This window comes from Bacillus sp. ME78 (assembly GCF_903970865.1).
GTDB lineage: Bacteria > Bacillota > Bacilli > Bacillales > Bacillaceae_G > Bacillus_A > Bacillus_A cereus.
The window spans coordinates 26,425-40,940 of the sequence record NZ_CAJCKK010000005.1; the positions used below are offsets into that span (position 1 = coordinate 26,425).

Below are 14,516 nucleotides of genomic sequence, written 5' to 3' on the forward strand. Positions count from 1 at the left end.
ACATAAGGAGGCTTTTTATGAGGATTAAAGGGAATTACGTGCCAAAAAGGGAAGTTTTACTGTGCTCAAGTTCGATTACGATAGGGGAAGCGTTAGAGCATTTAAATAAAACGGGGTATCGTTGTGTACCAGTTTTAGATGAAAAAAAAGAGAAATTTTTAGGGAATATATATAAAGTAGATATTTTAGAATATAAAGGATCACTTGACGAGAGTGTAATGCAATTATTAAACGATAAAGAGGGATTTGTGAGAGAAGATTCATCTTTCTTTAAAGTATTTTTTACAATAAAAAAATTGCCTTATTTATCAGTAGTTGACGAAAAAGGGGTTTTCCTTGGAATTTTAACGCATAAAAAAGTTTTTGAGTTATTAGAGGATGCATGGGGCGTTCACTCTAGTAAATACTCTGTCATGATTGGAACGCAAGACTATAATGGAGCAATCCAAAAGTTATCGACAGTTTTAAAGAAATACACTGGTATTCAAAGTTTGATGACTTTTGATAATGATGCCTTATTAGTTCGTAGAATTATGTTTACATTAGGAGAAGAGTTTAACGACGGTGAATTAGAGACATTATTGAAAGATTTAGAAGATCACGGATTTAGAGTTGTATATGTGGAAGAGATGAAAAATCCACGTGAAGTTGAAACGATAGAGTAACATACAAAAGCCATCTAATTATCTTGGATGGCTTTTGTTATGTTACGCGTGTAAAGTTATTTTAAAATAACGACAAGATAATAGGTGAGATTATAACAATATTTGTGTAAGAGAATAAAAAATGTAGATAATTTCGATTTTCAAAAAAATCAATTTGAAAATATGTTTTTATTTTGCAACTAAATATGTTACTATATGTGTGATAAAAACAAAGAGGTCTGACAACTATACTCCACGTAATAACACTCTAATGATTTAAAAATTCAAAAAACTCAAAATTCAAAAATAACAATTGTATTAATGATTAGAGTAAAAATAAGGGGAATGGAGAAATTATGGAGAAAGACACTGCTTTGTAAGGGGCATATTTTATCATCTTGAGCAGAGAGGAGGATGCATAGCATATTGTAAAATATAGAGATAAACAATGAAAAAGTGCTATGCAAATGAAGAGCATGAAGGGACGTTTAAGGCCAGGTGATACGGTAGCAATTGGTTTGATGCTATTTGCATTATTTTTAGGAGCAGGAAATTTAATTTTCCCGCCAGTTTTAGGTCAACAAGCAGGAGAGAATGTTTGGATTGCTACAATAGGATTCCTTGTAACGGGAGTCGGATTACCCCTACTAGCTGTAACAGCTGTCGCGTTTGTAGAGGGGGACTTGAAAGCGCTATCTTCTAGAGTCCACCCTATATTTGCGTTTATTTTCCCATTGATTAGTTATTTAGCAATTGGACCATTTTTCGCGATTCCTCGTACTGGAGCTGTTTCGTTTGAAATGGGTATGAAGCCATTTTTATCAGAGGCAATGGTTTCAGAGTGGTACATGCTATTTCTTTTCACGATAGTTTTCTTCGGAATAACGTGGTATTTATCATTAAATCCATCTAAATTAGTGGATTGGTTTGGAAAGTTTCTTACACCATTATTAGTATTAATTGTCGCTGTTATTGTCGGAAAGGCAATTATTGATCCAATTGGAGAGCCAGCTGCACCGTTAGCTGCTTACAAAGAAAATGCTTTCTTTGGTGGATTTATTCAAGGATATTTAACGATGGATGCAATTAGTGCTCTCGTATTTGGAATTGTCGTTGTACAAGTTATCCGCTCTAAAGGGATAAAAGAGAGTAGTCAAATTGCAAAAATAACAGTTGTATCAGGTATTATTGCTGTACTTGGTTTAACGTTAATTTATTTATCACTTGCTTATCTTGGTTCAACAAGTACATCACTTGGTATTTCAGAAAACGGTGGTCTTATTTTAACGAATGTTGTAAATGAGCTATATGGGACGAGTGGTAAAATTTTATTAGGGCTTGTTATTATACTCGCTTGTTTAACAACTTCTGTTGGGTTAACATCTGCGTGTGCGGGTTTCTTTACAAACTTATTCCCAAAACTTTCGCATAAAACGATTGTAACAATGGTATGTGTATTTAGTTTAATTGTATCTAACCTAGGTTTAACACAATTAATCGCAGTAACATTACCTGTGTTAATGATCATTTATCCAGTTGCAATTGTATTAATCGTACTTTCGTATTTCCATAAGTGGATTGGGAAGCGTAATACAATTTATATTGGAGCTATTTTAGGTGCATTGTTAATTAGTTTCTTTAACGGTTTAGAAAGTGCGAAAATTAAAATTGACGCGATTTCTAATGTACTACAAATGTTACCGTTATATAACGAAGGAATCGGATGGTTAATTCCATCATGTATTGGCGGGATTCTCGGTTTCTTCTTCTATAAATCAAATGAATCAAGTGAATTACAAAAGAAAGGTGCTTAGGCACCTTTCTTTTTTTGAAGGGGATTTTTGTATTTTGTCTAAGTAATAATTGGGGGGAATGATAAATGGCTAATTTTGAAGATTTTTTAAATTTGGATTTGAGAATTGGAACTGTAATACATGCAGAGGAATTTAAAGAAGCGAGAGTACCAGCGATTAAACTAGCAATAGATTTTGGAGAAATCGGGATAAAGCAGTCAAGTGCCCAAATTACGAAAAGGTACAGTCCAGAAGATTTAGTCGGTCAACAAATCGTTGCGGTTGTAAACTTTCCACCGAAGCGTGTAGCTGGATTCAAATCAGAAGTGCTTGTGCTTGGCGGCGTTCCTGAAGCTGATGATGTTGTGTTGCTTCAGCCTAATATGGAATTGCCAAATGGAACGAAAATTAGCTAGGGTGAAGGTAGGGGCTAATATGGATATCGGACGAGAATATTTACAATGTGCGATTTCGAACTTTAAAGCAACAAAGAAGCAAGGGGAACGGGCACTTTCTCAATTATCATATGAACAAATACAATGGTATTCTCATGAAGAAACAAATAGTATAGCGATTATTATAAAGCATCTGCACGGTAATATGCGTTCTAGATGGACGGATTTTTTAACGTCTGATGGTGAAAAAACCGATCGTAATCGAGATGGTGAATTTGAGGGATGCTATCATTCAAAAGAAGAAGCCCTTATAGCTTGGCAAGAAGGATGGAAATATGTTTTTAATACGATGAATACTTTAGCGCCGGAGCACTTATTGAAGACGGTATACATTCGCGGTGAAGCACATACTGTCATGCAAGCAATTGAAAGGCAAATTTCTCATTATGCATTGCATATTGGTCAGATTATTTATATTGGGAAGATGTTAAAAGAAAATGAGTGGGAATGTTTAAGTATTCCGAGAGGTCAGTCTGCACGTTATGTAGAGAAAAAACGTTCCACATAATAATAAGAAAGAAACCGATAAAAAATGGGAAATAAGAAAATCAGCCAAATAATAGATGGTTCTGTAATCATAAGAATGCTGCCAAAAATAAGTCCATACATAATAAGAAAGAAATTGAAAAGTGTATTCACTGGGATAAATCGTGAGAGGAACACTTGCTGTCGTTTAAAACAATCACTGTGAAATAAATAAAAGCGGAAGTACCATGTGGCGGTAATAAGATCTTTCTTCCTCACAATTCTTTTTTTGCATGTATGACAGATAAATGTTGGTTGCATTTCATTACGCTCCATTTTTTATTTTTATAATAATGTGAGACATAAGTAGGTACAACGTGTATGTTCCTATATACGCTCCTGCAATAAGGAAAAATGGATTCAGTAAAATCCCATGAATGCTCGTCATGAAAACTAAATCTTGTATTAAAACATCGTATATATTAATGGAAATAATTGTACCGAGTACATACAGTGCCAAGTACGCAGAAATATGTAGTACAATAGAGACTTTTGGATGCTTAGCGGACAAATAAAAAATGAATGATAGAGCGATTGGTAATATTCCTATTAATAGCTTCAATTCATTTCACCTCATTAACAATATAGCCGAAATTTTAACGGTCTATTCTCTAGGGCTTGTACATAACTTGAAATAGAGAGGTGATAGTATGAATCGGGGTTTTTTTTTTATGAAGTTTACAAGTATGCGTAAGTTAGTTTTATTTGTTATTACTACAGTGCTAGCGACTTTTTTTCTTATTAGTATGATGGTAACCTCTATGAAAGAGACGAAGTCAACGTATTTATATAATTGGTTAAATGAGTTATCGATGAATGGTTACATGTATGTACTTGGAAAAGAGAATCATTATTTTACACAGGAGTATCGAAATTTGAATCAAGATTTTTCAATTTCTTCTTTTCTCTTTTCTATGGCTACAAATATTCGCTTTAATGATGTACGCAGTTTTGTCGGGAAAGAGCTACCCGGGTTTGGTAAGTACGATACAGAAATTGTTATTGCGGGTGAGGGCACAAACTATTCTAACTTACCGATAGAGTCGAGTGTACCTCTTGAAGAAGTAGTGAAAGAACGGACTAGTGGAACTGGACAAGCACCTAAACAAGATACGAATAAAGAGAAGAAACAGCCGTCCCAAACGACCGGGAAAAGACAAGTTGCGTTTATTTATCATACACATAGCTGGGAATCTTATTTACCTTTACTTAACTTAACGAATGATCCGAATCCGAATAAAGCAACGAGTTCTGTATCGAATATTTCTATATTAGGAGATCGTTTCCGTGAACAACTAGAAGGTGAAGGGATTGGAGCTACTAACGATAAGAGTGATGTTGGTCAAAAGTTAATAAGTAAGGGTTTAAACAGTAATAGTTCGTATAAAATGTCACGAGAAATTGTGCAGCAAGCTATGGCTGGAAATAAAGATCTTCAATACTTTTTTGATTTGCATCGTGATAGTGCTCGAAAGAATGTAACGACAAAAACAATTGGAGATAAATCATATGCGAAGCTTGCATTTGTAGTAGGGAAAGGAAATAAAAATTATGAAAAAAACTTACAATTAGCGACAGCTTTACATGAGGCGATTAATAAGAAATATCCAGGAGTGAGTCGTGGGGTCATTCAAAAAGGTTTCCAAACAGGAAATGGAATCTATAATCAAGATTTATCAGGACAAGCGATATTAATAGAAGTTGGCGGTGTAGATAATACGGAGGAAGAATTGAATCGATCAATTGATGCACTTGCTAAAGCATTTGGTGAATATTTTTGGCAGGCAGAAAAAGTGAATGGATAAAGTGAAACTTGAATTAGCCAGGGTATCTATCGATAATTATTAGCTCACTTCAATCTTGGAAAAGCGTAAGTGTAATACTTACGTTTTTTGTGTTGGTTTGAAATGTGGATAGCAAGATGTCACAAAATGGACATGATTAATAATTATTATAGCGATATCGAAATTTGTCTAATTATAATAGGAGAATTAGAAAGGGATTTTTGAAATGGCAGAGAAAATCTTTTTACAAGGAAAATTTTTATATTATGAAATTGATAGGGTGATTTAGGTGATTAGGGAGATCAAAGTAGAAGATGCAGCATCATTTTTGCAATTAAGTAAGCAATTAGATGAAGAAACGAAGTTTATGTTATATGAACCAGGAGAAAGGAAAACTACAGCTGAGCAACAAGAAAAAATGATCCAGCGATTTATAGAAAATGAATATGCAACAATATTTGTAGCAGTTGAAGATGAGAGAATAATAGGTTTTATATTAGTGAATGGAAATAACATTCAAAGAAAGAGGCATGTGGCAAGCATTGTAATTGGTATTTTGCAAGAGTATAACGGGCGAGGTATTGGGACGAGATTGTTTAAAGAGGTTGAGAAGTGGGCAAAATTACATGATGTATGGCGTTTAGAATTAACAGTAATGGCCCACAATACAAGAGCTCAGGCACTATATAAAAAAGCTGGATTTGAGAAGGAAGGTGTCAAAAAAGCTGCTCTTATTATCGATGGAAAGGACATCGATGAGTATGAAATGGCCAAATTATTAAAATAAGAGGTCGTTATATGAAAAAAAGATGGGCACTACTCGGTATCGTAGCTGCAATAATTATTGTTGGAGTAGCAGGAATCAATTATAAAATGTATAAGGATAAGCAGGCGCGGGAAGTAAGTGTAAATAGTATATTTCCGAAAGCGAAAGAAACAATTGCTAATATGGATGGGGATATTGCGGTAATTAATAATCCGAATTCAATGCTTGTACTTGTGAATAAAAGTAGGCGTTTACCAGATGGTTATAGACCGCCAGATTTAGTTATTCCGAAAGTGCGCTACTCTAGTGAAGGTGATCAAGAAAAGAAAAAGATGAGAAAAGAGGCAGCGAGGGCGCTTGAGGAAATGTTCCAGCAAGCTAACAACGAGCGTATTTTCCTTTTTGCAGTTTCTGGATTTAGATCCTTTGATCGACAAAAAGCATTAAATACGATGTATAAAAAACAAGATGGGGAAGCAAAAACAGCAATGTCTAGCGCGGTTCCTGGCACAAGTGAGCATCAAACTGGATTAGCTATGGATATTACGTCTCAATCTGCTAAATTTCAGTTAGAGACGGTTTTTGGGGAAACGAAAGAAGGTCAGTGGCTTTCTGAAAATGCCCATAAATTTGGTTTTGTGATTCGATACACAAAAGCGAAAGAAACGATTACGGGCTATCGGTATGAACCATGGCACGTAAGGTATGTGGGAAATCCACAAGCTACATATTTGTATGATAATCAACTGACGCTTGAAGAAGTAACAGAGTAAATGATTGAGGGGAGAGACGTATAATGACGATGTTATATAAGAAAAAAGTACATGCATATATTACAAGAGAAAAAGAGGGGGTTATGCAATTACTGGTTTTTAAACATTGTGATATACATGAAGCTGGTATTCAAGTGCCAGGGGGAACGGTTGATGAAGGTGAAACGTTAGAAGCGGCTATATTGCGTGAAGTACAGGAAGAATCCGGATTGCGTCATTTATGTATAGAGCGTTTTTTAGCAGATTACATTATACATGTGAAGGAAAAACAGGAATATGAAAAACGTCACTTTTTTCATGTAACTTTACTAACTGATGTAAAAGATACATGGGAACATATAGTAAGTGCTGGTAAGAAAGATCAAGGTTTAGCGTTTAGCTACGAATGGGTTAATATTGCAAAATGCCCTGAATTAGCAGGGAAACAAGGAGAGTTTTTACACTTATTAGATGAGATATATGTAAAGTAATAAAAGAGTCTGAAGCGAAAGTTCATTCGTTTCAGACTCTTTTTATTTTTCGGGAAATTAAAGGCTTTTTGAATAGATAAATTGAATTTCTTTAAAGGAATATTAGTTTGGAATAGTTGGGGTGAAAAGATGAAAAAGTAAGAGTTATACGCAAAAAAGTTGCTATAAGGGAGAATATAAATGGAGATTCAGTTTAATCCAGTATTAAAAAAAGAATTAACAATTCATGATATACAAACCGAAATGGAATCTGGGCAGTTAACTTCAAAGGAATTAGTGATGTATTATCTTCATAGAATCGCAAAGTATGACCAAGACGGACCGGAAATTAATTCTATTTTAGAAATCAATCCAGATGCTATTTTTATCGCAGAAGCGTTAGATTATGAAAGAAAGACAAAAGGTATAAGGGGTCCATTACATGGTATACCTGTTTTGCTTAAAGACAATATTGAAACGAATGACTCCATGCATACAAGTGCAGGTACGATTGCTCTAGAACAAAATATAAGCAGTGAAGATGCATTTCTCGTTACAAAATTACGAGAAGCCGGAGCAGTAATAATAGGAAAAACAAATATGACAGAATTAGCAAATGCAATGTCTTTTGAAATGTGGGCTGGATATAGTGCAAGAGGTGGTCAAACAATCAATCCATACGGAACGGGCAAGGACCATATGTTTGTTGGCGGATCTAGTACAAGATCTGCGATAGCAGTTGCTGCTAACTTTACAGTAGTATCTATTGGGACAGAAACCGATGCTTCTATTTTGAGCCCTGCTGTTCAAAATTCTGTAGTAGGTATTAAACCGACTGTCGGTTTAATTAGTCGTAGAGGAATTATTCCATTTACTTATTCGCAAGATACAGCTGGACCATTTGCTAGAACGGTAACAGATGCTGCTATTTTGCTAGGGAGTTTAATTGGAGTAGATGAGAAAGATGTTGCTACTCATAGAAGTGAAGGTAGGGCAGAGCAAGATTATACAAAATATCTTAATGTTAATGGCTTAAATGGAGCGAAGATTGGTGTGTTTAACGATGCACCAAAAGATTATTACGAAAATGGTGAGTATGATGAAATCTTGTTTAAGGAAACGATCCAAGTATTACGTAATGAAGGAGCGACAGTAGTAGAAAATATTAATATGCCTTCTTTTCATAGAGAATGGAGTTGGGGAGTGCCGCTTTATGAACTGAAGCATAGTTTAGATAACTATCTTTCTAAATTACCTTCTACTATGCCGGTACATTCTATTTCGGAGTTAATGGAGTTTAATAAAAACATAGCAGAAAGAGCTTTAAAATATGGACAAACTAAGTTAGAAGGAAGAAAAGATTTTCCTAATACGTTACGAAATCCAGAATATTTAAATGCAAGATTAGAAGATATATATTTTTCACAAGAACAAGGCATTGATTTTACATTGGAAAAATATAATCTTGATGCGATACTGTTTCCTTCCTATATAGCTTCTACTATATGTGCGAAAGCGGGTTATCCGTCTATAGCAATACCTGCAGGGTATATGGAAAGCGGGAGACCTTTTGGAATTACGATTGCAAGTACTGCCTTTAGTGAAGGGATGTTAATTAAGCTAGCTTATGCTTTTGAACAGGCGACAAAACATAGAAAAATCCCAAACTTGTCATGAATAGAATAAATAAAAAGGACAGGGAATGCCTGTCCTTTTTGTTTTAGTGATTAAAGTGAAATATCGTTCTGCTCTGTTTTATGATATTTTAATAAACTAAAAGATAAACAAGCGGAACATAAAATAAGAATAGAAGCGATGATATAAATTGTACGAACACCGAACATATCAGTAATAATGCCAACACTAAGCATAGATAGTCCAGAGGCTGTTGAAAGAAGTACACCATGTGCTGTATACATTTTTGATAATAAAGCAGGGGCGACACTTGATTGTAAAACAGTCGTTTGGGAAATATCTCTAATTTGATAACATGGTCCCATTAGAACACATAGAAAAAGCGCAATAAATCCGCTGCTCGTCATACCATATAAAAATGTAAGAATGCTAAATATAAGAGAGCCAATCGACATAGATCGTATTAAATTGTTTTGAATATAGGAACTCATTTTCCATGCTAATAGACCACCGATTAACGTGCCAACATAATAACTTGTATTAATATATCCCCACCATTCTTCGCCTTTATGAAGAATAGTCGTAACATATGCCATCGTAATAGCGCCAATCCATATTGTCCCGGCGAAAGTTTCAATTAAGTCCATATATGTAACGGTACGGAGAGAAGGATTTTGAAATAAGAGTTTCCAACCTTCCGATAAAGCAGTACTTTTTGAAGAGGGAGGATCTGCTATTCGTTCAGTATGTATGGTACGTAATGAAAGGTGTAATGCAATACATCCAAAAATCATTAACATGTTATTAATCATGAGTGTAGATGTAGCGCCAATGAGAAGAACGATAACACTCGTAAATGAATAAGCGGCGGCTTGCGCAATTTGTGTTGAAAAGGAAAAGATACTATTTACTTTTACTAATTTTTCTTTCGGTGTAAGGCGCGGAAGAATGCTGTATAGTAATGGAGCGCTCCATCCACTACATAATGAAATGAAAAAAATAAAAGTTAATAGAGCTATAATGTTTGTGGATAAGACTGGAAACAAAATCATTAATAATAGTAAAAAGACTGTTTTTAGCCATTGTAGCGTATATAACAACGTATAAGACGGAAAACGATTTATTATTAGTGGTGCAGAGATGTTAGCAATTAGATTTGTGATAACTTGTAATAATGGAAAAAGAGCAGTAATAGTAGCTGATTTAGTTGCTATATAAATATGAGTTGTAATAATCATTACATATACGATGTCAGCGAGAGTAATGCATGTTTTGGAACCTAAGTAGTAGGTTAGTGACAGGTTTCTCAATAAGAATAACACCTCTATAAAAATAGTATTTAGTAATTAGAATAATTGTAATTTAAAAAATGAAATTTTTAAAGAATTTAATTTTTTGTCACTTTTTGAAAGGAATTTTCATGTATAATGAAGAATATATCGATATAGTATTATATTAATAATCATTGTAACAGTGAGTATGTACAATAGCTTGTAGCAAACGCCCAAGTGTAAGAAAGGGCGGATAAACCATTCTTTTCTTCATATACATATAGAAAATGAGAAAGAAAGTGAGGGTTGCATATGGCTGCTTGGGTAATTTGGTTTATAATAGCTGGTATTTTATTTATTGCAGAAATGTTGTCGATTACATTTTACATGCTTTGGCTTGGAATTGGAGCTGTTGTCGGAGGTCTTATTGCTTTGTTTGCTCCTGATGCACTACTGTTACAAGTTACTGTTGGCGCAATTGTAAGTTTAACTTTGACATTCTTTACGAAAAGAATTTCCAAAAACTTTCGAGAGGCAAAAGGTTTTACTGATACAGTAGATATGCTTGTTGGTAAAAAAGGGATTGTTATGCAAGCGATTACAAATGAAGCGAATGGTATTGTGAAGGTGGATGGAGATACTTGGACAGCTATTGCAGATTCTTCAATTGATGCTGGAGAAAAAGTCGTTGTTATAAAGAGGCATAGTACTATATTACAAGTAAAAAAGGAGAGTGAATAAGTATGGTAGCATTAACGTTAACGATTATATTCGCACTAATTGTAGTTACATTTATCGCATTAACAATTAAAATTATTCCTCAGCAAAAAGTTGGGGTTGTTGAAAGATTTGGTAAGTTTCAACGTATAATGCACCCAGGATTAAATATTTTAATCCCAATTGTAGATCGTGTTCGTGTATATCACGACTTACGTATTCAACAAACGAATGTACCACCGCAAAAAGTAATTACGAAAGATAATGTTCAAGTAGAAATAGATACAATTATTTTCTATCAAATTGTTGAACCAGAACTTGCGACATATGGTATTTCAAACTATGAATATGGTGTTCGTAATATTACTTCAGCAACGATGCGTCAAATTATCGGTAAAATGGAACTGGATGAAACGTTATCTGGTCGTGAAAAAATTTCAACAGAAATCCGCTTAGCGCTTGATGAAGCAACAGAAAAATGGGGCGTACGTATTGAACGTGTCGAAGTTGTTGATATTAACCCGCCAAAAGATGTGCAAGCATCAATGGAAAAACAAATGAAGGCTGAGCGTAATAAACGTGCAATTATTTTAGAAGCTGAAGCAGCAAAACAAGATAAAGTTCTTCGTGCTGAAGGGGAAAAGCAAAGTAAAATCTTGATGGCTGAAGGGGATAAAGAAGCGCGTATTCGCGAAGCTGAAGGTATAAGAGAAGCAAAAGAATTAGAGGCACAAGGGGAAGCGCGAGCAATTGAAGAAATCGCAAAAGCAGAACAAAACCGTATTGAATTGCTTCGTGAAGCGAATTTGGATGAGCGCATACTTGCTTACAAATCATTCGAATCATTAGCTGAAGTTGCAAAAGGACCAGCAAATAAAGTCTTTATTCCGTCTAATGCAATTGAAACACTTGGTACTCTTGGGGCAATTGGAGAAATATTTAAAGAAAAACAAGCGAAGAAACTACCTTCAAATGATACAGGAAAAGAACAATAAAAGTGAGGAAGAGAAATGGGATACCATTTCTCTTTTTTTGTGCGTATATTCCGAAAAGCTTGTACATATCCATGTATAAAGAAGGTGATGCAGTGAAAAAGTATGCAACTCGAATACATGGGAAGAAATTAATTTCGTTACTCCTTATATATGCGCTAATAGTAATTATAATAGCGTCGATTTTGACGTCACTTTTACATACAATGAAATCGAATTATGCAAATCAATGGTTTGGAAAAGTATCGATGCAAGGTTTTGTTCAAATGATAGAAAGTGAGAATCACTATTACGGATTTGATTATTTTAAGCAGAATAAAAGAGAGTCAGTTGGGAATTTAATGTTCTCTATTGCGACAGATTTGAAAATTAAAGATTTAAGAACATTCGTCGGTAAAGAAGTACCTGGTATGTCAAAGTATTATTCTAATATTATCGTAGCTGGGGAAGGGACAAACTTGACGAATATCCCAAATGAATCTAGTGTACCGATTGAAGAAGTAACGAAAGAACGGGAAGTAGCAAAAGATAAAGTTACAGAAGCGGAAAAGAATAATCCGGTTCAGAAAAAGAACGGAGCGAAAAAAGGTGAAAGTGCAGTATATATTTATCATACACATAGCTGGGAATCCTTCTTTCCATTATTACCAGGGGCAACTGATCCATCTAGCCCAGATGTAAATGTGTCCTTACTAGGAAAACGTATGAAGGAACAACTTGAGGGGCAAGGAATTCCAGTAATTCACGATAAAACGAATATGGGTGATTTATTAGCGAGTAAAAAGTGGGTATGGTATCAGTCATATAAAGCATCTCATGAATATGTAAAAGGAGCATTAGCACAAAATAATAAAATTGCGTTTCCGATTGATATACATCGTGATGATCAGCGTAAGAAAGTAACAACAAAAGTAATTAATGGAAAATCGTATGCAAGATTATATTTTATTATTGGGATGGAAAATGAAGGCCGTGCTGAAAATGAAAAAATTGCAAGAGCGATCAATAGTTATTTAGATGAAAACTATTATGGATTAAGTAGAGGGATTTTTCCGAAGTATAAAAAAGATGGAAATGGCGTTTATAACCAAGATCTATCGAAAAATGCGATGTTAATTGAAGTTGGTGGTGTTGATAATACGTTAGATGAATTATATAACACAATTGATGTGTTAACAGAAGCGTTTAGTAAATATTATTGGAATGATGCGGAAAAAGTGAATGGATGAGGGACGGGAGACCGTTCCTTTTTATTTTGAAATCTTAAAATATGATATAATAGAATTTTGTGAATGTTAAATAAAGGGGGAGAGAGAAACATGCAAATACTACTAATACGCCACGGAGAATCAGAAGCTGATATTTTACATGTGCATGAAGGACGAGCTGATTTTGAGTTGACTGACAAAGGAAGACGACAAGTACAAAGACTTGTACAGAAAGTGAAAAAAGATTTTGCACCAGATTTCATTTGGGCAAGCACATTAAAACGCGCTCGCGAAACGGGTGAAACATTAGCAGAAGCAATTGGTTGTCCAATTCAATTAGAAGAGGAATTAATGGAGTTTAATAATGGAATACAAGCTGGTTTATCATTTGAAGAAGCAAAGAAATATCCAGAGCCAAAGTTTCTTCATGACCGTTTTGAAAACGGAGAGTCATTTATTGAGTTTCGAATGAGAATAGAAGGAATCTTTTCTAAAATTATGACAGAGAATACATATGATCGAATTGCAATTGTTGCCCATGGAGGCGTAATTAAAAGTCTATTATGTGCATTTTTCAAAATGCCAATTTCAATGGACTACTATTTCAAAATGGGAGATACGGGAATAAGTTTAATTGAAATTGAGGGTGAACAAAAAACGGTGCATTTCATTAATGATACGAATCATTTGGACGGGATGTAAAAACTTATGTACAAAGTTGTATTTTTCGATGTTGACGGTACGTTATTAAGTGAGATTGATAGAAGTATGCACGAAAGTACAAAAGAAGCGATACGAAGGTTAATAGATAATGGAGTTCATGTAGTTGTTACAACAGGGAGACCATATAGTTTATGCTCACAATTTAAGGGACTAGGCATAAAAACGTATATTTCTGCAAATGGTGCACATATAAAATGTGGGGAAAAAGTTATACATAAATCAGTACTTTCAAGCGAAATCGTTCATGATATTTCAAATTTTGCTGAATTACATGGTCACAGTGTTTCTTACTTTACAGAAGAATTTGCAATGAATGATATTGCCTCCAAAGATGAACGTGTCATACGAGCGTTAAATGAAACTTTAAATTTAGAGCGGTATCCTGACAAAGTTAAAAACTTGTCAGATGAGATGTATTGCATATGTCTGTATGCTGATGAAGCAGAAGCTCAAAAATTCATTGAAAGATATCCAGCACTTACGTTTGACCGTTTTCATGGTTACGTTATGAATGTATTGGAAGATAGTAAAGTATCGAAGCTAACTGCAATTCAAAAAGTATTGGAATATTTAAATATTAGTAAATCAGAAGCCATTGCTTTTGGTGATGGTGGAAATGATATTGAGATGTTGCAGTATGTAGGATTAGGGGTTGCGATGGGAAATGGTGGAGAGGAGTTGAAGAGAAGGGCTGATTTCGTTACAACGAAGGCGAGTGAAGGCGGAATTTCTTATGCCTTAAAGAAGTTGCACATTATTTAAAACTGATAGCTAGTCAGTG

At 34.6% G+C, this 14,516-nt stretch carries 17 protein-coding genes; 14 read left to right on the plus strand and 3 right to left on the minus strand.

Annotated elements, in window-relative coordinates; genetic code table 11:
* Window positions 1–17 precede the first annotated feature (17 nt).
* The 4 genes from cbpA to H6481_RS08480 all read left to right on the plus strand — a co-directional run bounded on the left by cbpA (window position 18) and on the right by H6481_RS08480 (window position 3,400).
* The gene (cbpA, locus tag H6481_RS08465; protein ID WP_001220528.1) at window positions 18–665 is read left to right on the plus strand and encodes a cyclic di-AMP binding protein CbpA; all 648 of its coding nucleotides are present in this window, start codon (window positions 18–20) and stop codon (window positions 663–665) included.
* Window positions 666–1,105: 440 nt separating this feature from the next.
* Window positions 1,106–2,458, plus strand: a complete 1,353-nt coding sequence (brnQ, locus tag H6481_RS08470) for a branched-chain amino acid transport system II carrier protein (RefSeq protein ID WP_001999653.1) — start codon at window positions 1,106–1,108, stop codon at window positions 2,456–2,458.
* 65 nt (window positions 2,459–2,523) lie between these two features.
* Window positions 2,524–2,853 (plus strand): chaperone CsaA, encoded by a 330-nt coding sequence (csaA, locus tag H6481_RS08475; RefSeq protein WP_001263018.1) that lies wholly within the window; start codon window positions 2,524–2,526, stop codon window positions 2,851–2,853.
* A complete protein-coding gene (locus tag H6481_RS08480) occupies window positions 2,834–3,400 on the plus strand; it encodes a DUF1572 domain-containing protein (protein ID WP_065483331.1) in 567 nt (188 codons plus the stop codon). Before csaA ends, H6481_RS08480 begins: the two co-directional genes overlap by 20 nt.
* Here the strand turns inward: H6481_RS08480 and H6481_RS08485 are convergent.
* Complete coding sequence (locus tag H6481_RS08485; protein ID WP_071730037.1) at window positions 3,373–3,678, minus strand: permease; 306 nt, start codon at window positions 3,676–3,678, stop codon at window positions 3,373–3,375. The two genes, H6481_RS08480 and H6481_RS08485, sit on opposite strands and share 28 nt — an antisense overlap.
* A gap of 4 nt (window positions 3,679–3,682) precedes the next feature.
* Window positions 3,683–3,979: a hypothetical protein gene (locus tag H6481_RS08490; protein WP_000770732.1), complete on the minus strand. Its 297-nt coding sequence runs from the start codon at window positions 3,977–3,979 to the stop codon at window positions 3,683–3,685.
* Between the two features lie 88 nt (window positions 3,980–4,067).
* Between H6481_RS08490 and H6481_RS08495 the strand changes: the two genes are divergently transcribed.
* The 5 genes from H6481_RS08495 to H6481_RS08515 all read left to right on the plus strand — a co-directional run bounded on the left by H6481_RS08495 (window position 4,068) and on the right by H6481_RS08515 (window position 8,866).
* Window positions 4,068–5,222 (plus strand): stage II sporulation protein P, encoded by a 1,155-nt coding sequence (locus H6481_RS08495; RefSeq protein ID WP_001079283.1) that lies wholly within the window; start codon window positions 4,068–4,070, stop codon window positions 5,220–5,222.
* A 268-nt stretch (window positions 5,223–5,490) separates the two neighbouring features.
* Complete coding sequence (locus tag H6481_RS08500; RefSeq protein ID WP_002093964.1) at window positions 5,491–5,988, plus strand: GNAT family protein; 498 nt, start codon at window positions 5,491–5,493, stop codon at window positions 5,986–5,988.
* Between the two features lie 11 nt (window positions 5,989–5,999).
* Window positions 6,000–6,740: a M15 family metallopeptidase gene (locus tag H6481_RS08505; RefSeq protein WP_000747650.1), complete on the plus strand. Its 741-nt coding sequence runs from the start codon at window positions 6,000–6,002 to the stop codon at window positions 6,738–6,740.
* A gap of 23 nt (window positions 6,741–6,763) precedes the next feature.
* Window positions 6,764–7,210 carry an NUDIX domain-containing protein gene (locus H6481_RS08510; RefSeq protein WP_000178281.1) on the plus strand — a complete coding sequence of 149 codons (447 nt, stop codon included), beginning with the start codon at window positions 6,764–6,766 and terminating at the stop codon, window positions 7,208–7,210.
* 180 nt (window positions 7,211–7,390) lie between these two features.
* Entirely contained in the window at window positions 7,391–8,866 is a 1,476-nt protein-coding gene (locus H6481_RS08515; RefSeq protein ID WP_182811444.1) for an amidase family protein, read from the plus strand.
* A gap of 50 nt (window positions 8,867–8,916) precedes the next feature.
* Here H6481_RS08515 and H6481_RS08520 read toward each other — a convergent pair whose 3' ends face one another.
* Complete coding sequence (locus H6481_RS08520) at window positions 8,917–10,134, minus strand: MFS transporter (protein ID WP_142254725.1); 1,218 nt, start codon at window positions 10,132–10,134, stop codon at window positions 8,917–8,919.
* A 273-nt stretch (window positions 10,135–10,407) separates the two neighbouring features.
* Between H6481_RS08520 and H6481_RS08525 the strand changes: the two genes are divergently transcribed.
* From H6481_RS08525 to H6481_RS08545, 5 genes are all read left to right on the plus strand, one after another.
* Window positions 10,408–10,836, plus strand: a complete 429-nt coding sequence (locus H6481_RS08525) for an NfeD family protein (protein ID WP_000741974.1) — start codon at window positions 10,408–10,410, stop codon at window positions 10,834–10,836.
* Between the two features lie 2 nt (window positions 10,837–10,838).
* Window positions 10,839–11,807 carry an SPFH domain-containing protein gene (locus tag H6481_RS08530; protein WP_000226254.1) on the plus strand — a complete coding sequence of 323 codons (969 nt, stop codon included), beginning with the start codon at window positions 10,839–10,841 and terminating at the stop codon, window positions 11,805–11,807.
* A 20-nt stretch (window positions 11,808–11,827) separates the two neighbouring features.
* Window positions 11,828–13,033 (plus strand): stage II sporulation protein P, encoded by a 1,206-nt coding sequence (locus H6481_RS08535; protein WP_346655879.1) that lies wholly within the window; start codon window positions 11,828–11,830, stop codon window positions 13,031–13,033.
* A 90-nt stretch (window positions 13,034–13,123) separates the two neighbouring features.
* The gene (locus H6481_RS08540; protein WP_098256523.1) at window positions 13,124–13,714 is read left to right on the plus strand and encodes a histidine phosphatase family protein; all 591 of its coding nucleotides are present in this window, start codon (window positions 13,124–13,126) and stop codon (window positions 13,712–13,714) included.
* A gap of 6 nt (window positions 13,715–13,720) precedes the next feature.
* Window positions 13,721–14,497: a Cof-type HAD-IIB family hydrolase gene (locus H6481_RS08545; RefSeq protein WP_065483344.1), complete on the plus strand. Its 777-nt coding sequence runs from the start codon at window positions 13,721–13,723 to the stop codon at window positions 14,495–14,497.
* Window positions 14,498–14,516 lie beyond the last annotated feature (19 nt).